This is a genomic window from Rossellomorea arthrocnemi, from assembly GCF_904424705.1.
Classification (GTDB): Bacteria; Bacillota; Bacilli; order Bacillales; family Bacillaceae_B; genus Rossellomorea; species Rossellomorea arthrocnemi.
In genome coordinates, this window is record NZ_CAJGBF010000013.1 from 32,247 (window position 1) to 53,084 (window position 20,838).

General features: G+C 39.0%; 26 protein-coding genes. 10 read left to right on the forward strand and 16 right to left on the reverse strand.

The window, feature by feature from the left end; translation table 11 throughout:
* The first annotated feature begins 270 nt into the window (after positions 1-270).
* On the forward strand, positions 271-666 hold the full coding sequence (locus BAA9072_RS16435; protein ID WP_201715773.1) for a sporulation protein: 396 nt from the start codon (positions 271-273) through the stop codon (positions 664-666).
* Positions 667-725: 59 nt separating this feature from the next.
* Here the strand turns inward: BAA9072_RS16435 and BAA9072_RS16440 are convergent, their stop codons facing one another.
* From BAA9072_RS16440 to BAA9072_RS16450, 3 genes are all read right to left on the reverse strand, one after another.
* Complete coding sequence (locus BAA9072_RS16440; RefSeq protein ID WP_201715774.1) at positions 726-1,436, reverse strand: nucleotidyltransferase domain-containing protein; 711 nt, start codon at positions 1,434-1,436, stop codon at positions 726-728.
* Between the two features lie 66 nt (positions 1,437-1,502).
* Complete coding sequence (locus tag BAA9072_RS16445) at positions 1,503-1,673, reverse strand: tRNA U-34 5-methylaminomethyl-2-thiouridine biosynthesis protein (RefSeq protein ID WP_201715775.1); 171 nt, start codon at positions 1,671-1,673, stop codon at positions 1,503-1,505.
* A gap of 16 nt (positions 1,674-1,689) precedes the next feature.
* Entirely contained in the window at positions 1,690-1,893 is a 204-nt protein-coding gene (locus BAA9072_RS16450) for a hypothetical protein (protein WP_201715776.1), read from the reverse strand.
* A gap of 261 nt (positions 1,894-2,154) precedes the next feature.
* Between BAA9072_RS16450 and safA the strand changes: the two genes are divergently transcribed.
* Complete coding sequence (safA, locus tag BAA9072_RS16455) at positions 2,155-2,784, forward strand: SafA/ExsA family spore coat assembly protein (protein WP_201715777.1); 630 nt, start codon at positions 2,155-2,157, stop codon at positions 2,782-2,784.
* 154 nt (positions 2,785-2,938) lie between these two features.
* Here safA and BAA9072_RS16460 read toward each other — a convergent pair whose 3' ends face one another.
* From BAA9072_RS16460 to BAA9072_RS16470, 3 genes are all read right to left on the reverse strand, one after another.
* Entirely contained in the window at positions 2,939-3,124 is a 186-nt protein-coding gene (locus tag BAA9072_RS16460) for a hypothetical protein (protein WP_230980906.1), read from the reverse strand.
* Between the two features lie 129 nt (positions 3,125-3,253).
* A complete protein-coding gene (locus tag BAA9072_RS16465) occupies positions 3,254-3,889 on the reverse strand; it encodes an FMN-dependent NADH-azoreductase (protein ID WP_201715779.1) in 636 nt (211 codons plus the stop codon).
* 201 nt (positions 3,890-4,090) lie between these two features.
* Positions 4,091-4,516 carry a DUF1801 domain-containing protein gene (locus BAA9072_RS16470; protein WP_201715780.1) on the reverse strand — a complete coding sequence of 142 codons (426 nt, stop codon included), beginning with the start codon at positions 4,514-4,516 and terminating at the stop codon, positions 4,091-4,093.
* Between the two features lie 399 nt (positions 4,517-4,915).
* On the opposite strand from BAA9072_RS16470, the gene BAA9072_RS16475 reads away from it, so the two are divergent.
* Both BAA9072_RS16475 and BAA9072_RS16480 read left to right on the forward strand, forming a co-directional pair.
* Entirely contained in the window at positions 4,916-5,053 is a 138-nt protein-coding gene (locus tag BAA9072_RS16475) for an FbpB family small basic protein (protein ID WP_201715781.1), read from the forward strand.
* Entirely contained in the window at positions 5,053-5,439 is a 387-nt protein-coding gene (locus BAA9072_RS16480; protein WP_201715782.1) for a sporulation protein, read from the forward strand. The genes BAA9072_RS16475 and BAA9072_RS16480 overlap by 1 nt, the downstream gene beginning before the upstream one ends.
* A 103-nt stretch (positions 5,440-5,542) precedes the next feature.
* Here the strand turns inward: BAA9072_RS16480 and BAA9072_RS16485 are convergent, their stop codons facing one another.
* The 7 genes from BAA9072_RS16485 to BAA9072_RS16515 all read right to left on the reverse strand — a co-directional run bounded on the left by BAA9072_RS16485 (position 5,543) and on the right by BAA9072_RS16515 (position 11,395).
* Positions 5,543-6,007 (reverse strand): GNAT family N-acetyltransferase, encoded by a 465-nt coding sequence (locus tag BAA9072_RS16485; RefSeq protein ID WP_230980907.1) that lies wholly within the window; start codon positions 6,005-6,007, stop codon positions 5,543-5,545.
* A gap of 19 nt (positions 6,008-6,026) precedes the next feature.
* Positions 6,027-6,857, reverse strand: a complete 831-nt coding sequence (locus BAA9072_RS16490; protein ID WP_201715852.1) for an alpha/beta fold hydrolase — start codon at positions 6,855-6,857, stop codon at positions 6,027-6,029.
* The gene (locus BAA9072_RS16495) at positions 6,853-7,086 is read right to left on the reverse strand and encodes a hypothetical protein (RefSeq protein ID WP_201715783.1); all 234 of its coding nucleotides are present in this window, start codon (positions 7,084-7,086) and stop codon (positions 6,853-6,855) included. Before BAA9072_RS16495 ends, BAA9072_RS16490 begins: the two co-directional genes overlap by 5 nt.
* Positions 7,087-7,212: 126 nt before the next feature.
* A complete protein-coding gene (locus BAA9072_RS16500) occupies positions 7,213-8,082 on the reverse strand; it encodes a cation diffusion facilitator family transporter (RefSeq protein ID WP_330999304.1) in 870 nt (289 codons plus the stop codon).
* 328 nt (positions 8,083-8,410) lie between these two features.
* Positions 8,411-8,962 (reverse strand): hypothetical protein, encoded by a 552-nt coding sequence (locus tag BAA9072_RS16505; RefSeq protein ID WP_201715784.1) that lies wholly within the window; start codon positions 8,960-8,962, stop codon positions 8,411-8,413.
* Positions 8,963-9,332: 370 nt separating this feature from the next.
* Positions 9,333-11,015 (reverse strand): acyl-CoA dehydrogenase family protein, encoded by a 1,683-nt coding sequence (locus BAA9072_RS16510; RefSeq protein WP_201715854.1) that lies wholly within the window; start codon positions 11,013-11,015, stop codon positions 9,333-9,335.
* A 2-nt stretch (positions 11,016-11,017) separates the two neighbouring features.
* On the reverse strand, positions 11,018-11,395 hold the full coding sequence (locus BAA9072_RS16515) for a MerR family transcriptional regulator (RefSeq protein WP_230980917.1): 378 nt from the start codon (positions 11,393-11,395) through the stop codon (positions 11,018-11,020).
* Between the two features lie 274 nt (positions 11,396-11,669).
* Between BAA9072_RS16515 and BAA9072_RS16520 the strand changes: the two genes are divergently transcribed.
* Positions 11,670-12,917, forward strand: a complete 1,248-nt coding sequence (locus BAA9072_RS16520; protein WP_201715786.1) for a cytochrome P450 — start codon at positions 11,670-11,672, stop codon at positions 12,915-12,917.
* A 102-nt stretch (positions 12,918-13,019) separates the two neighbouring features.
* Here the strand turns inward: BAA9072_RS16520 and BAA9072_RS16525 are convergent, their stop codons facing one another.
* Positions 13,020-13,574 carry a 2'-5' RNA ligase family protein gene (locus BAA9072_RS16525; RefSeq protein WP_201715787.1) on the reverse strand — a complete coding sequence of 185 codons (555 nt, stop codon included), beginning with the start codon at positions 13,572-13,574 and terminating at the stop codon, positions 13,020-13,022.
* A 242-nt stretch (positions 13,575-13,816) separates the two neighbouring features.
* Between BAA9072_RS16525 and guaC the strand changes: the two genes are divergently transcribed.
* The 4 genes from guaC (at position 13,817) to BAA9072_RS16545 (ending at position 15,995) form a co-directional block, all read left to right on the forward strand.
* Positions 13,817-14,800, forward strand: a complete 984-nt coding sequence (guaC, locus tag BAA9072_RS16530) for a GMP reductase (protein ID WP_201715855.1) — start codon at positions 13,817-13,819, stop codon at positions 14,798-14,800.
* 342 nt (positions 14,801-15,142) lie between these two features.
* Positions 15,143-15,469: a hypothetical protein gene (locus BAA9072_RS16535; protein WP_201715788.1), complete on the forward strand. Its 327-nt coding sequence runs from the start codon at positions 15,143-15,145 to the stop codon at positions 15,467-15,469.
* Positions 15,470-15,566: 97 nt separating this feature from the next.
* Positions 15,567-15,761 carry a hypothetical protein gene (locus tag BAA9072_RS16540; RefSeq protein WP_201715789.1) on the forward strand — a complete coding sequence of 65 codons (195 nt, stop codon included), beginning with the start codon at positions 15,567-15,569 and terminating at the stop codon, positions 15,759-15,761.
* Positions 15,762-15,794: 33 nt separating this feature from the next.
* Entirely contained in the window at positions 15,795-15,995 is a 201-nt protein-coding gene (locus BAA9072_RS16545; protein WP_201715790.1) for a twin-arginine translocase TatA/TatE family subunit, read from the forward strand.
* 101 nt (positions 15,996-16,096) lie between these two features.
* Here the strand turns inward: BAA9072_RS16545 and BAA9072_RS16550 are convergent, their stop codons facing one another.
* Positions 16,097-16,897 (reverse strand): class I SAM-dependent methyltransferase, encoded by an 801-nt coding sequence (locus BAA9072_RS16550; protein ID WP_201715791.1) that lies wholly within the window; start codon positions 16,895-16,897, stop codon positions 16,097-16,099.
* 182 nt (positions 16,898-17,079) lie between these two features.
* Positions 17,080-20,160, reverse strand: coding sequence for a GNAT family N-acetyltransferase (locus BAA9072_RS16555; RefSeq protein ID WP_201715792.1), 3,081 nt, complete (start codon positions 20,158-20,160; stop codon positions 17,080-17,082).
* Positions 20,161-20,418: 258 nt separating this feature from the next.
* Here BAA9072_RS16555 and BAA9072_RS16560 point away from each other — a divergent pair, with 258 nt between their 5' ends.
* Positions 20,419-20,760, forward strand: coding sequence for a DUF3889 domain-containing protein (locus tag BAA9072_RS16560; protein WP_201715793.1), 342 nt, complete (start codon positions 20,419-20,421; stop codon positions 20,758-20,760).
* Positions 20,761-20,838 lie beyond the last annotated feature (78 nt).

The window sequence follows — 20,838 nt, forward strand, 5'->3', positions numbered from 1 at the left end:
AATGCTCTAGTCTTATTTTATAGAAATTTCGACTATATTTCTACCTCTATCTGGAACAAATTCCATATAATTTACTACAATAGATGTTGATTCTAGGGGGCATTTATCAGAATGGAGAACATGTCATAAGGATTGCAAAAATTGTCGAAGAAGGGATATAGACAAAGGAGGCATCTTTCTTTTAGAATATAGTCGTAGAAAAGGTGTGAAAAATGAAACCAAAGCTCTCCTTAATGCGTAGAATTGGTAACTAGATGAATGAGAGGTTGAATGTCTGTTATGTTTAGTAAATTCATGTGCAGGTTCGGTATTGGCACTACAAAAATTGATCTGGTATTAAATAAGAAGGAGTTTCGTCCAGGAGATGTTATCAAGGGTGAATATGAACTCACCGGCGGACGGGTTGAGCAGAAATTAAAGAGAATTGAGACTGACCTTTTGCAGTACGATGAAATCACTGATCGCTCATATATTCTTCATCAAAATACCATACTGAGCTCATCAACGATGAAAGCAAATGAACAACGCACCATTCACTTTTCTTGCAGACTTTCTGATGCATTCCCACCTAGCAGCGAGACAGTCTCTTATAAGTTCGTCACACGACTTGTCTTTGACGATGGTGTAAACAGCGTCGATCATGATGAGTTTCAGATTTCAGTATAATACAAGAAACCCTTCCATTTCAGAAGGGTTTTTTAATTGAATCTGTAATGAATTTAACCTTAACTCTTGCCAATTGAAAATCCTTCAAACAACCTGCCCCCATGTGCTTGAAGTACTGAATCAACCAGCTTCACCACAGGTTTTTTATCATCACTCCGATAAAACTGTTCGAAAGCATCTATATATTCGTCTGCAAAGTGCGGATCATACTCTTTTAAGGAACGGACAATCCATTTCGAAGAGCCGATCCAACGACCATTTACCCTTAGCACAAACTCATGCAGTGATTCTCCAATTGAGTTTGCGATAAATATACTTTCTCCCCTATCCGTTGAGCCGATGAAATCCTCCAGGGCATCTGAGAGAAAATATCTCTTCAAGGTTATGGTTTCTGCTGCCCATCTAGGAGGTCCGTCCCTCAAAATTGTATTCGCTTCTTTTTTTAGAATAGGGAGGATGGGATGGTTAACAAGGGGGATTCCTTCTGACACCATCTTTGGTAATGATGGTCGAGCTCTGTTGCAGTCTGATTGAAAATAGCGACGGATGGTTACCTGATTGTGAACGAATACTTCTATGGGCCATCCGTGTCCAATAAAGGATTCCCGGTATTCAGTGGGTAGTTGTTCATCCAAGACGACGATATCTAAATCCGATGTTGGTGTCTCCTCTCCCCTTACAATACTTCCTCCAAGAAGTGCCGCTTGGCATGTAGGGAAATTTTCCAGGACGAATCGCTTGGCTGCTTCAATCGCTGAAGTTTTTATCATAAGGCCGGCCCCTTTCTTCATTGATGATTAATTCTTTCATAAGGAATTCAGATGGAAAAGGAACCATCAGATTGACTCTGTACATTCTTTTTTTTCCTTCCTCCGCCCGATATAGTGCCCGATCACCATCCCAATGATCAGGATGAAAAGATAATCTGTTTCAAAACCTTTCGTGAAAAACCCCGTAATTCCCCAACCTAAAATGGCACCAAATATTACTAAGAAAAGGGATTTCATAGTAGGATCATCCTTTCTAATAGAATCCGACCATTGTAAGGAGTCCGACTCCGATGATGGTGGTCAACACCCCCGAAACGACAGCAATGAAGAGGATTCGCCATTGTTTGGTTTCCACCCAAATGCTGAAGGCAACCGCCAAGGTGATGATGATTCCGAAAAACACTGCAGCATATGGATTTGAAGGTGCTAGAAGATCATTCCAATTCAACCAATTCATCAAGTCAGCTCCTTTTGAATGAGTTTTCGGCTACTGTGGGCCTCATAGTTAACATTAACACGACCGAGGCACAAGTATGTTAAACGTTATATATAAGTATAGCAAAACACGACCATAAATTGGAAGTTTTGTTACGCTGATTAGAAAGTAACCGGTATTTTATCCTGGTAATATTTACTGGATATTGATTTTATGGGATTTGCTGAAGAGTGGTAACAACTACCTGTTTTAAAATTAACAGAATTATATTTCAATAGAACTATGAAAACTTTAAAACTTTTATCTATCTTATTGTTGTCTGTCACTTTTGTCATTGGTTTTGGACATTCTTCCAAGGTTGCTGCTGCAGGTACTTATACAGTTACATACGGGGACACAATGTGGAAGATTGCTGTTAAGAATCAGGTTGGTGTATCTGAACTGATTTCAGCAAATCCAGAAATCAGTAATCCGAATATGATTTATCCTGGACAAAGCTTGAACCTCCCAGGAGTAAATGCCACTGCTGAAAGTTATACATACGAAGTGGTAAAACTGGTAAACATGGAACGTTCTAAAGTCGGTTTACCTCCATTGAAGGAAAATTGGGAATTATCCCGAGTCGCCCGTTATAAGTCTCAAGACATGATAGCAAAGAATTACTTCAGCCACACTTCCCCGACTTACGGGACTCCTTTCCAAATGATGAAGGATTTTGGCATTTCATATCAAGCAGCTGGTGAGAACATTGCTGCCGGCCAAAGAACGCCTGCAGAAGTCGTGGAGGCGTGGATGAACAGCGAAGGGCATAGAAAAAATATCCTTTCTCCGACTTATTCAGAAATTGGGGTAGGATATGTGAAGGGTGGATCGTACGGTCATTATTGGACCCAAATGTTCATTAAAAGATAAAGAATGCAAGGAAGAAAGTTTCTATATTTATGAGGATGACCTGGTAATGTACCGGGTCTTCTTTTTCACTGAAAAGAGTTTCAGTACGGTAGATTTATCATCTAAAATAATTATGTGGGAAACATCGATTACATTGATGTTTCCCACATTACATTTAATAAGGACTGCGGCTGATTTCAAGAATAACAGTTAAGCGTTTACCGTATGTAGAAATGACCTCTTGAACATAAACCGCATGGGTTCCTATTTCTTCCCTCTTTTGTGTCACGATTGTTTGTAGTAAGGCTGCGAGTGATTCATTTTCCCCTAATTCAATATCCATAAACTCTTGATCCTTCATTTCCTCAACTCCTTCTCTTCTCTCATTACGTATTAGAATTGGATAAAGTTTCATATAAATAGGAAATTAAAAAAAAAGTATGAAATGATAAAAAAAGAGCCAACATAATTGCTGGCTCTCTCAACACTATTAAAATGTTTGTGCTAAATCCTTTGCTCTTGCAATCGCATTTGCTTTAATTTCATTTGCTTTTTCAGGCATGGCAGCATGCCCTTCAACAAATAAACCTTCAAATGAAGGAACGCCGTAAAATTGCATCATTACGTCAAGATAACGGTGTCCCATTTCCATTGCGGCTGCCGGCCCCTCAGAATAAATTCCTCCACGTGCTTGGATGTGAAGAGCCTTTTTATCAGTTAGAAGACCAACCGGTCCCTGTTCTGTATATTTGAAAGCTTTACCTGCTACAGATACAGAGTCAATATACGCTTTCATTACTGGAGGGAATGAAAAATTCCAGAATGGTGTAACAAAGATGTATTTATCAGCTTCGACAAATTGATCTGATAGTTCACCAAGTCTGCCAACTTTACCTTGTTCTTCTTGAGAAAGTTCTTCAAATCCTTTACCGGATTGCAATTTCCCCCAGCCGCTGAAAACGTCAGCATCAATTTGTGGGATGTTTTCTTTATACAAGTCTACATTTACAACCTCATGTGAAGGGTTTGCTTCTTTATAAGTATCAATAAATGCTTTCCCTACAGCCATGCTGTAAGATTGAGTATCATCGTGCGGGTGTGCTGTAATAAATAAAACCTTTGTCATGTTGAACCGTCCCTTTCTGAATGTCAAATTATACAAAACCAGTTCTTGAAAAAAATTCGAAATCATTTATCTTGAACCAGAATAGTCTTAATTCAAGATTAATAATATAAGATATTAAACAGAATTACAAATATAAAGATTCTTTTAAAAAAAAATAAGGAATTAGTCACAAAGAAATGCGACTTATTCCCTTTAATCCGTTTACTTATTGTTAGGATATGTTTCATGGAGAAAGGTCACTGACTGATGGATCAATTGCTTTAAAATCGTTTCATCAATGTCCGCTACTTTATTTATATACACACACGCTTTCCCTGATGTATGCTTACCGAATGACTTTAATAGCTTCTCTCTTTCAGAGTCCCCTGTAGCAAAGTATAAGCTTATTTTGGCTTTTCTCGGTGAAAACCCCACTAATGGTGCATCACCCTCGTGACCGGTCTTATATTTATAATGGTAAGAACCGAATCCGATAATACTCGGCCCCCACATCTTTGCTTTGAAGCCTGTCTCTTCACTGAAAATATCCAACAGCTTATAAGCATCTTCCCGTTTTTTGGGATTTTCAACCCCCTCGATAAATTCAATGACACTGCTATCATTTTGTTTTGTTTTCAATTCATACATTTTGAACATCCCCTTTTTTGTATCATCCTTTCCCAAATAATTCTCTTTTCTTCACACCAATTCCTGCAAAAAATATGAATTCACCTGATTCCCATTGCGCCTGTAAACAAATGTTGTTTTTGAGAATTGGAGAATTGGAGAGTCGCAGATATCTCCTCGATTGACATTCAATCCCGTATCGATTATGCTTATTTCATAATTTAATATTCTCCTAAAGGGGAGTAGCTGTAACAATAAAGTCGTCATTACAGAGTGTACACTCTCGGCTTTATTGACAACCATGTTGTTAGCGAGACCTTTACCTGTTGGTGAAGGCTTATATATGTCCAGAAAAGACCTTTACCAATATCGGTAAAGGTCTTTTCTTTATCACTTCACTTTGAAAGGAAGTAATGGACAATGAAGAAATTAAAATCAAATCTCTCTCAATTAATCGAGCAAAACAAGGAAGAGATATTAAAAGACAATCGACAAATCAACAAGATCGAAGAAAAAATAGATAAGAAATACACTTCAACCCAAAAGGAGAATGTGTGATGATTTTGCGGAAATACATGTCCCTCTTCGGTATAGGTTCTGCGAAAATTGATCTTGTGTTACCTAAAACCACATTTAAACAAGGAGAGCTCTTACATGGGTACTTCTTTTTGGAAGGTGGCATTATTGAACAAAAGCTGAGGCGGGTTGAATGTGATTTGGTTATGATCGATAAGAATGGTAAGGAAGAAAATCTCATCGATTCAACCACTATACTAAAATCTGATATTATCCGTGCAGAAGAATGCAACAAACTCTCGTTTACCTACCGTATACCAAAAAAACTCCCATACTTTGTAGAAGGATCCCGTTATCTGTTCAAGACTAAGTTGACATTTGACCAGGGTGTTGAAAGCTTGGATGAAGATTACATCTCTATAGAATAAAGAAAAGACTCGCACATGTCTGCGAGTCTTTTCCGTTAAGTCTTCTTTTTTTTTAATGTCGTCGAGTAATGATATAATCCTCTGACACCCATTGAACAGGTAGTTAAAGTGTCTTTGACATTAATACATTCGTTATTTCATAGCCTGTTTTTTGGTATAAGGAAATAGCTATTTTGTTGTGACCGAATACATGGAGGGATATTTTTGAAATGGCCATTTCCTTTGCAAACGAGTCTAAGGACGCCAAAGCTTCCTTCCCATATCCCGATCCTCTTTTGCTCTCCAGAATCTTTATATCATAAATAAATATTTCTTTGTCTTCTTCTTTCACATGTATCCATAAGTTACCTACTACTTCCTGGCTCTCTTCCTGAAATAACATGAACAAATAATGATTTTTTGTTTCCTTTCCTTCAGGCAATAATTGTTTGAATTCCTGTTCTGCCTGTTCCAGGGACGTTTCCTGTTGAAAATTACCTGCTTTTGTTTTTTCTTCTGCGTATTCTTTGATGGACTCTTGTATCCAATGATTAAATTCTGCTCCTGTCATAGGTTTTAGTAGAATCATAGGATATTACCTCCTTTATCTATTTCCAGTATTTTCTGATTTCCCTTACTACCACTTCGGGGCGGTCCCAATGTAGAAGGTGGGTGGTTCCGGGGATGCATATAACTTCTGCCTTAGCCTTTTCCTTGAATATGGCAGCGGTCTTATGACGGTGTTCATTCAGGCTTTCCGGTAAAGTGGCTCTTAGTAATATAACGGGAGCCTCAATCTTGTGATAGATATCCTCTGCTTCATCTTTGTGCATGGCCCGAATGATGTGAGCGGCTGTAACTCCTCTGGCATGCCAATAATATTGATGATCTTTATAGAGGAAAAGATCTTTGGCGGCTTCCATCTTCAATGGGGTCCAGTTTAACGTTTCACTTTTAACTAATGCGAGGAAGTCTTCCCATGTTTCCCATACCTGCTCAAAGTCTTTTTCATAATAAGCGACTTCTTCCTCCATGGTTTGTTTTGAATGGCGTTTTCCCTGGTAACCTCCATCTATTAGGATACAACCTTTCATCTTGTCAGGAAATTTGATCGAATAAAAAAGGGCTGCAAAGCTTCCCCAGGAATGAGATAAAAAGTAGAAAGACTGTATTTCAAGAAGATCCGTTACTTCATTCAACCAATCAGCCATCTTATTCATTTCATAGTCTTCACCTCGTTCAAACGGGGTAGTTTTCCCATGACCTGGAGCATCGATGGAAATAATCCTGTAGTCTTCCTTTAAATCATGCGCTATTTCGATAAAACTGAGCCCTGTACTTCCCAAGCCATGAAGACATAGAATCACAGGCAAATCTTGCTTTCCCCATTCCGTAATATGTATATGTTGATGTCGATTTTGAATAATATAGCGTTTAATGGTATTCATCTCCTATGTAGCCGTACTTTCTACGAAGAAGCAAGGGAAGCTGATGTTCATGCCCCTCCAGCAAAATCATTGTCGCACCTTGTATGATCTCTGCCCCTATCAGAGGGTCCAACATAACCCCATCGACATTTCCATAGTCACTATTTGTAGAGCTTGCCAGGGTATGAGCGATAATAGTTAAAATAATCGGTACTAACAATATAACCATCAAGCCTGTCATGCTCATTACTTCTTAGTATTGCATACGTTTGAGGGGATGAAAGGTTTCAAATTAAGAAGAATTGCAGGAAAATTCTTATTGAATGTGATTGAGTTTAAATTAAATTATGATCGGTTCACTAATTTTTCAATTCGGTTCCACATGAACATGCACATCATATACATCATGCTTCTCCATTAACTCTTCCTCAACCTCACTTGATATATCATGAGCCTGTTTAATGTCAAGAGTTGATCTCACTAAGATTACGACATCAACGACCGTGTTATTTCCATACTTTCTTGCACGTATATCTTTAACCCCTTTGACCCCCGGTAGATCGAGGACAGTACTCTCGTAAGAATGTATAAGCTGTTCATCGAATCCGTCCGTTAAGTAATGTGAGGATTCAGTGAAAATGTTCCATGCGGTTTTACAAATTAAGAGTCCGACAATGACTGCTGTCAGGGGATCTAACCAGGGAAGATAGAATTGCGCCCCGAGAATTCCGATTACAGTACCGATGCTCACCCATGTATCTGAAAGATTATCTTTAGCTGCAGCCATGAGGGATTGACTATTTATTTTTTCGGCTAATTTTTTGTTGTATCTATACACAAGGTACATGACCATCGCTGCGCCAATCCCGGTCCATGCAGAAAGAAGATCCGGAGACTGCGTTTTCCCATCAAATACAGTCTGTATGGCATTGTAGAGGACCTGGATACCTACGGCCATCATGATAAATGATGCCACTAAAGAAGCTACACTTTCTGCTTTCCAATGGCCATATGGATGATCCTGGTCTGCAGGCTTCCTCGAATATTTTAATCCAATGAGTACCGCCACGGATGCTACGATATCTGTCGCATTGTTTAATCCATCTGCGCGTAATGCTTCTGAGTTTGCAGATGTGCCGATGAGGAATTTAATTATTGATAAAATAATATAGGCAACGATGCTAATGATCGCACCACGCTCACCCAATTTTAATTGATCATATTTTTCTTGGTTCACTATCATATCCTCCACGACTTTTAAGTACTTGAATATCATAGCAACCCTCCACCATGTGGGTCTATAGCAATCTTCTTTAGTGCAGTAATCTTATTATGAAAAGGTTAAAAGTGTTTCGTAGAGTAAACATTGATGAATGCAAAAAAATAGGACAGCAGATGCAGTCCTATAAAGGAAAAATCTTATAACGATATTTGATGCATTATCCTTTTCAGCTTCCTGATATGTGGTAGAAACCTCGGTTTCTACCGAATAAGTCAAAAATCTAAATTTTTTCTTATTAAAATTTTACATTTCTCATTTTCTTTTATGCTATCAATATTCCACCTCAATCTACAATATCAGCAGAAAAACTAGGCTTACTCAATCCTGATTCTTCGTAAACAGCAGCCATTTTTTCTTCAAATGACGCAAATTGTTTATCAGATTCTGTGTATTCTGCGTTTACTTCATCTGAAAGGTTGGAAGCTCTTGTTTCATAAGAAGTTGCAAGATCATCCAATGCCCCTTGGATTTCATCTTTCTTTGAATCGAGTTCAGCAGGCACTTTAAGTGCACGAACATCCACTGCTACGGTTTTAGCCGCTGCTTCGGCATCCGTTTTAAGCTTTGCAATCTCCTCAGCGCTTGGCTTATCTTCTTCTTTTGCCTTGGCTGTTTCAAATGCGTAAATAGCTGAATCGTTTGCGTTCACTGTGTTGATGATCTCCATTTGGTAGTCTAATAGAGCGGTTTTCATATCCATTTCGTCCGATTTTGCCGTTTCCTCTGTTGTTTCAGTGTCTGACTCTTTTTTTTCTGTACTATCCTTATCGCCACTGCACGCAGCAATAAATAAACTCATAGACAGCAAGAAAAATGGTAACATTAATTTTTTCATTTACATTTCCTCCCCACTTATTCGTTCCTTCAATGACATATATTACCTTATTATCTATAAAATGTAAACAAATGGATGTCATTTTGTCTTATTTGTAATGGGCTTTGAACGTATATCCTACCTTAACGTGTTCTATCCTTACAGACCAATCAGGAGTTACCTCTGTCGTTTATGTATGGAAACCAATGTTTTGGTTACGATGAATAATAGCAGATACCATAGTAGGAGGTGTTTTTTTGGTAACGAAAGAATGCTCTTGTGAACGATGTACATGTAAGACAAAAAAAGAATGTGATTGTCCTTGCTGCTGTGAAAAATAAAAAGAAATCCCGGGACTCAATAAGATATGATTTCCGGGATTTCTTTTTATTTACACCTCCACATTCACCCCGACTATTTCATCGAAATATTGTACGGATTTCATTTCTTCATCGATCCATTCCGTTTCTTTCCATGTTTCCTGAATAAATACTTCAGCAATCATCCGCTTTCTTTCTCCTTTAAAGGTATATGCATCCTTAAGGGCTACCACGCTTTCAAAAATATTGACCATGAGTTCTGCGATTCTCTTTGCATGATACGTTTGTGTATCAGGATTGCCTTTTACTACTAGTTTTAATAGTTGTTCGAGAATTACGATTCCCTTTGTAACTGGAAGAGTTAACGGGATAAGCTCATCGGGTAAATGGGCAAGATCTCTTTTCATTTGAGATAGAAAGTACTCATGAGCCTTGTGCTTATTGATTAATCTCAGAACTTCGATCCCTAAAATATTGGCAGTCCCCTCCCATACCGTCAAAACCTGTGCATCCCGGAGTAAACGGGGCAGAACGAAATCCTCGATGTATCCATTTCCACCATGGATTTCGATGGCTTCGTGAGAAAAATGAATGGCCTGTTCAGCCGACTCTTTTTTCAAAATCGCAATGAGCAATCGGTTAAGAGTAGATTCTTCTTCAGTAGTAGGAATATCATCGGATACTACCCGGTCAAATAAATGGACCAGTTGAAACACTGCACTTGTTTCCACTTCCTGTTTGACAGCCAGTCGCGTCAGGGTCTCTTTGATCATCGGATAGTGAGTCAACGGTTTTCCAAATGCTTCTCGGTAAAAGGCATAGTTACGAGCTTCCAGGTAGGCCCTTCTCATGATGCCGATGGACGCAATAGCATTACAGACCCGGGATAAGTTAAGAGCTTCCATCATGTAATAAATACCCCGGTCCTGTTCACCGACAAGATAGGCTTCAGCTCCCTTGAACTCTACCTCTGCAGAAGGCACAGCCCGAACACCTAACTTATCTTTTAATCTGCGAATGTGGATACCGTTAAGCGAACCATCATCGTTTCTCCATGGAACAGCGAATAAGCTAAGGCCCTTTGTTCCTGTAAAAGCCCCTTCTATCCGAGCCAATACCATCGTCACCCCGCACATACCTGAATTGGAGGCAAAATATTTTTCACCCCAGATTTGGTACATATCACCATTCTGGATAGCTTTTGTGTCGTTTGCCCCTACATCGGAACCTCCCTGTCTTTCGGTTAAGAAGGTCGCCCCCTCGTATAATTCAGTTTCTCCCGTTGAAAGGACATGAGGGAGGAACTTTTCTTTTACCTCATGAGAAGCATACCTTTCAAGAAGGAGCGCTGTCGCCATGGAGAGAGTAACAGGGCAATAGAAACCGGGCTCAGTTTGAGATAAAAGGTATCCTTGTGCGTAGGAATATACATAATTACCTTTACGGGCAAGTTCAGGAATATTTTTATGAATATACCCGACTATCCCTTTATTGTAGGTTTGTTCAACTGTTTTCTTGTAGCCTTCATTCACCCAAATTTGGGAGATTTCTTCTCCTAACCGGTTGTATTTAATGAGCTTAGGCTGCCCTTCACGATCCGTGTGCACAGCTCTCTCATCGATTTCCCCTGCACATAGTTTTCCGAAAGTATTCAATTCTTGATCGGACCATGCAAAAAAATCTTCGTCTAAATAGCGTTCGAGGATTTCTTTGAGATGAGGGTCTTCAAGATAAAAATTTTCAATTTTTTTCATCATTACTCCCCTGTTCCCTTTAGTTTTTTGATGAATTCATCTCTTAAGTCTTCCATTTCAGATCTCATGGCCTCAAGCTCTTGAATGTAGTAGCTCAGTTCTTCTATTCGCAAATTTCCATACTCGATTGTTTTTTCTAATTGCTTCTTTCCACTTCGATCCTGATCAAATAATTGAATCATTTCCTTGATTTCTTCTAAGGTAAAACCAAACCGTTTTCCCCTTAAGATCAATATTAATCTGGTGATATCACTCTTCGAAAATACCCTCCTTCCTGATTCACTTCTTTCTGGATGCAAAAGATGAAGTTCTTCATAATACCGGATTGTACGTGTGGTTATATTGAATTCCTTTGCTAAATGCGAAATGGTATAAGGTATAGTGATCAACTCTTCGTTAGAATATTTTGATACTTCTATTTTATCATTTACGTTAACGTAAAGTTCAAGCTCTATTCGTAAAAAATTGAATAATAATCTCCAAATATCAGAAAAAAAGAATGATAGCGAACTCATTGAGGATATTCATTCTTTTACAAATTGCTTATCATTCAAGGGATTCTGTCATACAAAAATTCCAATTCAGCCAGTGTTTATTTTCATAAGAAAGGAGGGAATGTATAAAATAACTTACTATAAAGGGGCGTGATTACAAATGGCAGTTCAGGTACCGAGGGATAAGGGAATTGACCGCACGTTGTCTATCTTTAAGGACGGTTATGAGTTTATTCAAAAACGTATACAAATGCACCATCTAGATGTATATGAAACTAAGATTCTTGGTCAAAAGGTGGCTCTTCTTAGTGGGGAAGAAGGCGTTAAACTTTTCTATGATAATGAAAAGATGAAGAGGAACGGAGCGATGCCGCCTCATATACTAAACACACTATTCGGAAAAGGTGGGGTTCAAACGTTGGATGGTGGGTCTCATGAACATCGAAAACGTTTGTTTATGTCGTTAATGACACCTGAAAGACTAAAGGACCTGCACCACATTACGACGAGGCATTGGAAAGCCTTTGCTCTTGAATGGGAGAAAAAGAAAAAAGTCATCCTTTTTTATGAAGCCCTGGAATTACTCACAAGGGTCGGGTGTGAGTGGGCTGGCTTACCTTTAGGAGACAAGGAAGTATCAAAATGCTCCAAAGAATTAAATCATTTAATTGAGGGAGCTTCGAAGGTCGGCCCAAGGTATCTTGTAAGTATACGGGCAAGAAATAAATTAGAGCAATGGATTGGGAGTATCATTCAAACGGTGAGGCAAGGGAAACATGAACCAAGAAAAGGCTCAGCTCTTTACGAAATGGCACTCCACAAAGACCTGAACGGGGACCTTCTTGATATACATGTGGCTGCAGTCGAATTATTAAATGTGATTCGCCCACTTGTGGCCATATCCCGCTATCTCGTATTTGGTGCGGTCGCGCTTGAAAAACAACCTGATTGGAACATAAAGATCATGTCTAATGATGATCATTTACGATGCTTCATTCAAGAAGTGCGTCGCTACTACCCCTTCTTCCCATTTCTGGCTGCTATTACAACGAATGACTTCGTATGGCAGCAGTACCATTTTAAGCAGGGTCAAATGGTACTGCTTGATTTATATGGAACGAATCATGACCCGAGGATTTGGGAAAACCCCGACAACTTCGAACCGGAACGTTTCAAAGAATATAAAGGCAGTATTTATGACCTGGTGCCACAGGGCGGAGGAGATTATTATGATGGTCACCGTTGTCCAGGAGAATGGCCGACCATTGAAGTCATGAAAGCCAGCTTCGCATTTATGAGTAAGCATCTTGAATATCAACTGCCTACGCAAGATATGAGCTATAGCCTTCGAAAGATTCCTTCACTGCCTAAAAGTGGTTTTGTTATGAGGAAGGTACGCTGTAAGTAATATAGACTCCCTTAGGGTCTATATACATATACTTATCATTCAAGTAATTAACCAGTGTTTTGATTAATACCACTGGTTTTTTATGTTTCGGTATGATAGAACTTAACTATTTTTTAATGGTTTACTAAAGATGATGGGTGCATCCACACCATTATTGGAATCTTCTACTAATTCAATTAAGGCTATATGGGTTATCCTTGCATCAATCAGGTCTCCCCTCTTTAAGCAATATTCGAATCCTTCCGCCAATTTTTCCGGAGGGAGCTTATTGGCTAATGTGCAATGGGGTATCCAGTTGTCTGGAAGATAAAGTGGATTGGCATATTCATTAAAAGACTGAAAATAATCATGGTGAGATGAGTGCAAATTCAGGAGTTCTCCAGTAACCGTTGGGGAGAGGAAGAGAGTTCCGAAGTTTAGAAAGGAACCTATTGTGTTCAATGTGATATGAATAGATTTCTTATGTTCATAATATGAATCTAAAGCTTCTATATAAGCTTCCTTGTTTAAGTGGGTGTAACTCCCTATCGTAATATGGGGACGAGCATCGTGAATTTCTTCTTCATAAAAAGAAATTTTTTTAATGGTAAGTTCTTTCCAAATTCCTTTAATCAGCTCTTCAGTTTTATCATCAAATAGAGCGATTACCCAGTACATAGGTAAACCACCTTTCATATTATACGGATTTTTTCAAACACCGACTTCCTTATACTGTAACACACTCTCCGTAAAGAATGATCTGATGTAAACGCTTAATGATCTGATGGGCGGATATTCAGTTTCTTCTTTCATAATTAAATAAAATTCTTTGACATCGAAAAGAAAATGATGTAAATTACCTTATGTACGAACGTTTACAAAATAACCAAACTTTAATATTCGTGTTTAGGGGTGTAATGATGGAAAATGTATTTGATTACGAAGATATTCAATTAATTCCTGCAAAATGTGTGGTTAACAGCCGTACTGAATGTGATACAACTGTAACTTTGGGTGGACATACCTTTAAATTGCCTGTGGTCCCTGCCAATATGCAGACGATCATTGATGAAAAAATTGCTGTCTATTTAGCTGAAAATGACTATTTCTATATCATGCATCGTTTTGAACCAGAAAAACGTGTTTCTTTTATAAAAGATATGAAGGCACGTGGATTAATTTCTTCTATATCTGTAGGTGTTAAGGATGAAGAATATGACTTCGTTCTACAGCTGGCCGAAGAAAAGCTGATTCCCGAATTCATCACGATAGACATCGCACATGGACATTCCAATGCCGTCATCAGTATGATCCAGCACATAAAAAAACACATACCTGAAAGCTTTGTGATTGCTGGAAACGTAGGTACACCTGAGGCGGTAAGAGAATTGGAACATGCCGGGGCGGATGCTACGAAGGTGGGAATCGGACCAGGTAAAGTGTGTATTACCAAAATAAAAACAGGCTTTGGTACAGGCGGTTGGCAGCTGGCCGCACTACGATGGTGTGCAAAAGCAGCAACAAAGCCCATCATTGCCGACGGTGGTATCCGTACTCATGGGGATGTCGCAAAATCCATTCGCTTTGGAGCTACTATGGTGATGATTGGATCTCTATTTGCAGGTCACGAAGAATCTCCAGGAGAAACAATTGAAAAAGACGGAAAGCTATTCAAGGAATATTTTGGATCAGCCTCGGAATTTCAAAAGGGTGAGAAGAAAAACGTTGAAGGCAAGAAAATGTATGTCGAACATAAAGGTTCATTAGAGCATACCCTGATCGAAATGGAACAAGATCTTCAATCCTCTATCTCTTATGCTGGTGGCACTAAACTTGAATCCATCCGCACGGTAGATTATGTTGTGGTGAAAAATTCAATCTTTAATGGTGATAAAGTATATTAAAAGTGAGATAGGTAAAAAGGTGGGCAAAGATTGCTCACCTTTTTTTAAAATAGTCATACCATGATGAATCGGTAGGTAATACAGCCTTTCCTTCAAATATCAACTCCATTTCTGCCCAGTTCATAAAAATAATAAAACCCCTCATCCATCATTCATCCCTCCAAAAAATATGTTTCCCCTTCTCCAACACCACTATGAGGGACGGACCTCTAAAAAGATAGAAGTCGTATTCTAAGTTTCTTATTTTGAGGTCCGTCCCTCAAAATTATTTCACCACTCGTGTAGACACCGGAAGAAATAAAGCTATAATTAATTTTATATGATCTTGGGAGGTGAAGGGCTATGGAGAGATTAGTATTGATGTTACTATTGTGTATAACCTTTGTAACCATTCCGTTCCAGCAGCAAACTCATCCATCAATTTCTACAAATTTTGATAAAGTGGCTACTATTTCGGATCATCTGTATATAACTGATGAACCAATGATTCTCGACACAGTGCCTTCCCTTGTTCATAAACAAGATGGTATTCCCCCTAACAAAATCACCATCCCCCCTGAGATGCACTCCGAGGTAACGTCTTTAATGCGGAGTTCATTTTGCTTTGAGATTTGTCCTGATTCATTGGGCTTTCTTGAAATGGTCAGGTCCTATTCAAATTACCTCTGAACCTTCATTCTTACATTTATCATTAGTGAAAACTTTTTTCTTCTTTAGGAAAAGAGTTTATTTGTCTTGCATGTTAAGAAAATGGAGGCGTTCTAAAATGAAGGATAATGAATTCCGTATGGAATCAATTGTTTGTTATGTATTCTGTTCTTTATTCCTTATATGCTTTATCGGTTTGATCTTAATATCTGGAGAAATGAGCGGTAATAGTCTCGTTTCTTCTTTTCCGCGATTCTCCTGGGATATGATGATTAAATGGCAGGAAATTGTGGAAATATTCGACCTGAAATAAGTTAAATGACTTGAAAAAAGTGAGGAATATAATATGAATCTCGGATTCGGTGAAATAGCGATTATATTGTTTGTTGCCCTTATATTCTTTGGACCAAAAAGACTTCCAGAACTCGGAAAAGCGGCAGGTACATCCTTAAGAGAATTCAAAAAGGCAGTTAGTGGGTTAATGGACGATGAAGAACAAATTAAACTGGAAGAGAGCGAACTGAATAAGAATAAAGAAATTAAATAGCGGACAACGTTTTTTGGGGACGGGCCTCTATAAATGGTGATTTCATCATTGTTTGTACGTTTAGAGGTCCGTCCCTCTTTTTATTCATAGCTCAATTCCGATTATCTCTTCTTGGCAATGATCGTGAATAATCCTGGTAGCTTATTTTCTATCCCCTCTGGCGCATCTGGTGGAAATGCCCACCTTATTCCGGATTCTTCTTTCAAATGAATGATGCTCAGTTCGACGGTGGCTAGCGCAGTAATGATTTCACCCAATGTCCACCTGCGAATCCTGTTCTTAGTTGATTGGTGTTCTGATTCGTTCTCTAATAATTTCCTGAAAGCAACGTCTACTTCGATTTCACTATTATCAAAATAGTCGCCTGCTGCCACCATTTTCGTATCTTCAACCTTTAATAGTTTAGAAAGCATCGGATGATAATCTCTCAAAAACAAAGTCCCGCCTCTCTTAAGAATGTTTCTGACAACCTTAAAAACAGGTTCTAATTCCACAAAATAGTGTAGGACGCCCACTTCTAGTATGACAAAATCAAAGTCCTCTATCTCCTTTTCTACAGGGATTTCCAATAAATCAGAAACGATATAATGAATGTTGACACCAGCACTTTCTGCCAATTCCAATGCGTACTTTCTATTTTCTTTTGAAATATCAACCACAGTTACCTCTGCTCCCAACAATGCAAAGGATACAGCTTTATTTCCCTTTGATCCGAGTAAATTTGCAATTTTCTTTCCTTTTATATCCCCCATATGCTTTATATATTCCGATACTTTCCGTTTAGGATCTTCTATAAGTGTAATGGCATATTCCTGCGGCAATCCATGGCGATTCACCCATGCCTGATAGGCACCATTATTCCACCCTTCCCTATTAATCTTACTAAGTTCGCTTTGTTTCAAAATCATGTCACTCCCAAGATAAAATGTAGAGGGACGGACCTCCCAAATCGCCTCGTTTCAGCTTCCCCATCCTTATACAACCAATGTTTTTTCTGAAAAATCCACACATTTCAGAGGTCCGTCCCTCGCCTGTTAACGAAAAAAGGGAACCTACCTAAAAGCGCAGGAAGGTTCCCGTGGGGTTATCTGAATTTGATGTTTTGTAATGAATTGATGCCTTGGATATCCTTAACTTCTCCGTAGAAGAGGATAGTTGGTTCTGTCTTCAGGGTTTCTCCAGTTGTCCCCGACCACTCGGTTGTTGACGCTATGAGGAGTGCATCCTGGTTGACGTATGCTTCGGATATTTTTCTATTTTTAGGATGAACGCACGTGAGTGTCTCAGCATGTTCATCCGACCCTAACGTAACATACGGCGAATCTCGTAAAACAAACTCTTCCGATCCCGCATAGTATTTATTAACAATTCCTTCTGTAGGAATTGATACGTAGCTCGAACATAATGTATCTCCATGTTTAATGAAGGCATCCATATTCAGTAATTCTTTTTCCACAGTACGTCCTGAATTCTGATGAATCTCTGCGTAAACGGTAAGGACGGGTACCTCCGACAGCGTTAATGCATATTGTCGTAGAGTGATGCCTTTCATCTTATCGTGTTTCTTAAACTCTGTCGTTAAACAGATACCGGTCCAGTGATGGCCGTAATCATCCATTTTGGTCACTGCATTAATTGTGGTATCCTCTTTCAGCATGGAATATGCACTGATATTCTCGAAAGAGTATGCGATACCACCGCCCCATGGATTCCACCACGCACGTGGGCCGGCTGTAGGATATTGATGATCAAGGGCTTCATTTCCCTTAAACTTCAAGGAATAGATACCCGGATAGTAATCCGGAGAGGCCATGAATGAAATAGCACCATTATCCACAGACCAAATGTCTCCTTTTTGCTCAATCTTCACATCATTTTCCCCTTGAACAAATTGCAGGGAGTCAACCGTTGCCAATTGACTCTTTGAAATAAATTCACTGGATATCCACTTTATGCCAGGAGAATGGTGTTCTAGTTGTACACTAAATTGAGTAAGACAATCATCCTTCTGCACTTTTTTCACAAGTGTGCTACTCTCATTTTGAACGGTTAATGTTCCATGCACATAAGGAGTCAACATGGATCTGAATGAATATTCCACTTTTTCATTTACGGAAGAAACAACATCCCCCTTTTCTTTTTCAAATGCATAAAGAGGCAGCTCTTTCAGTTCGCATTCTTCATCCCCCAGGACTAATTCACGCCACTTAGACCAATGATTAGACGTATTGACCCCTACTTGGATCGGGCCTAAGCTGATCTCTTCGTGGGATCGAAGCAGTTCGACTTCATATTCCAAAGCCATTCGCCAATCATCTTTTCGTGCAGTGGCACCTTCTGGCCATCCTAAACCAATCGTATCGCCTTTTGCAGATCCGATAAAAATCCAATTCTCAGAAATAGCTTTGTCATCGATATATTCCATAAATGGATTCAAGGACTCATTGCCAATCAAGACACCATTGTTTTGAGGGATCGCCATCCCTTCAAAACTAGTGAACACTGGTTGTATTAATGAAAGCTGCTTCTTATCTTCCTTCCCTTTATTCACCACCTCGTGCTTGATTTCGACTAATCCATCTCCATAAATCTTGAAATACGTGTTGAGAAGGATCGAATCAAAAGCTTCTGATATCAGAGAGGTTTTAATAATCATTGCCTCAGGCAATTCGATAAATTCAATGGAAGAAGCTTCTTTCTTAGAAAATTCTTCACTGTAAGGTTTACCAAATTTGGGAGTGAACAATGAAATAGGGTCTCGAGTAAAAGCTGTGGAGCCAATTTTCACAAAATGGTTTCTTTTTTCGATTTCCACAAAATGTGGCCCGTTATACCCTAACCAATGCTCATCTGTTTCACAACCAAATTTAGCGCCAAACCCTGGAAATGCCAATCTAAGTATAGTTGTAAAGGTAGATCTGATCCCGTTCTCCCGTTCGATGGATACACTGATTTCTTCTGATAAATATCCATTTTTCAACAGTTGAACAGGAATCGGGATGGAAATTCTCCCTTTACACCCGATTTTCTCGTTTACTTCTGTTTTTTCCCAATTTAAAACTTTATTGGAAGGAAGCTTAATGCTCCAATGAGTGGTTTCGTCTACTTCACTTTCAAGGTCAAGATAGACAGTTCCATTACTATGAGGTTTCCAGTTTTTCTTCACTGACCTCAGGTTGATTTTACCTGCCTGCTTAGGGAAGACGCCTATTTTCAGAGAAAGAGCTTGTTTATTGATTTCAACATCAGCGCCAATTGTGGGATGGGTTTTCCACGGACTTGGTTCATTGATTGGCATAGAAACCCTTACAGGGAAGTCTTTCGTACAATTATGATTTACCAGAATGGTCTCTTCGAAATCATGTGTTGCAACAGAAGACGATACACCTTTTATAGAAAACTCAATTGGTTCCTTATTGTGATTCTCCAAATGATAATGTACATAATGGTCTTCGTTTGCAAGAAGTTTGAATTCGGGCGCTTTCATTTCAACTAAAAAATCCTGGGTTTCAATCAAACGGATCCCTCGTCCCGTCCGCTCAAATTGTATGCGGACGAACTCTTCACCTGCTGCCCACTTGTACTCATAATACGTATGGTCATTATCTATTAAACCATCCGGTTGGATTTCAATTACTCGCTGACTGGTTGCATACCAGTCATGTTTCTTGAAAAATGATTTTAACATGTCGATTTGAAGCACCATGGGGATAAAATTCATTAAGTGGACTGTGTCATCACGGTCCTCCCAGAAGAATCCGCATTTTTTATAAAGTGGAACGGCTTTTGTATTTCCCGGCCACGTAAATAAATCGAGTCTCGGCCATTGTAATTCAACCGTCTTCTCGATCGCTTTTCTGACGAGCTTTTTGCCGATTTTTAACCCCTGAAATTTAGGATGTACATTTAATAAAGGAATGTATAAAGCACCTTCATCTTCACGATATTCAGATAGACCGCAGTAACCTGCAACTTCTTCTCCAATCATTGCTAAAAATAAATGAAGATTTGTGGAATTGGCTTCCTTGTCCTTCACATCCTGCTCTGTCGTGACAGTGGAATCACCACCCCAGTTCTCACGGCTTTCATTCCACATTTTTGCGATTCCTTTTGCTAGATCTTCACGATACTCTACGATCTTCACTTGCTCCATCGTTGTTTTCATAATATCCTCCTGCGCTAAGTTTTGAGGGAAAGAACCTCATAATCATTTTTTTGAATTGCATCGACGATTGTCATCATCGTCACCGCCTCCTTTCATTATGTTGGAAAGATTTTCTTCCCACATCCACAGTTTAAGATTTTATGCGGATTAAGTAAAGAATATTCTAACTAAAAGAAAAATTACATCTCCTTTTTTGTTAAAGGGAAATAGGAATAATATCAGTCAGACAAGACAACCCTACAGAGTAAAAAGAGGGTAATGGCATTGAAAATAATTAGAGTTCTTTTAGTTGTAGGGTGCATGATTTTTGCTGTGAATGCTGCCGGCGGTGACAGTGCGATTCTTCATGCGCAACAGGAAATTCCTTCCTATGCAAAATGGGGAAGTCTTGCTGTGAGAAAAACGAAAGAAAGATATCCCGACGCAGCCATCGTTGACTATCTTCATATTGGAAAGGAAAGTGGAACAAAGCGTTCGACTGAGAAATTCAAGCTCTGGTTAAACCGAGGTGGAAAAGAGTTCGGAGTTTTTGTAGATATTGAGTTTGAAACAGACAATGAAAAACTGATTGACGTCAAGTTCAGGGAAACAAATCGATAATACAAATAACAAGACGAAGGATTTAATTAATCCTTCGATCTCTTTTGACCCTCTGCATTTTCTTGAACTTATATAGCT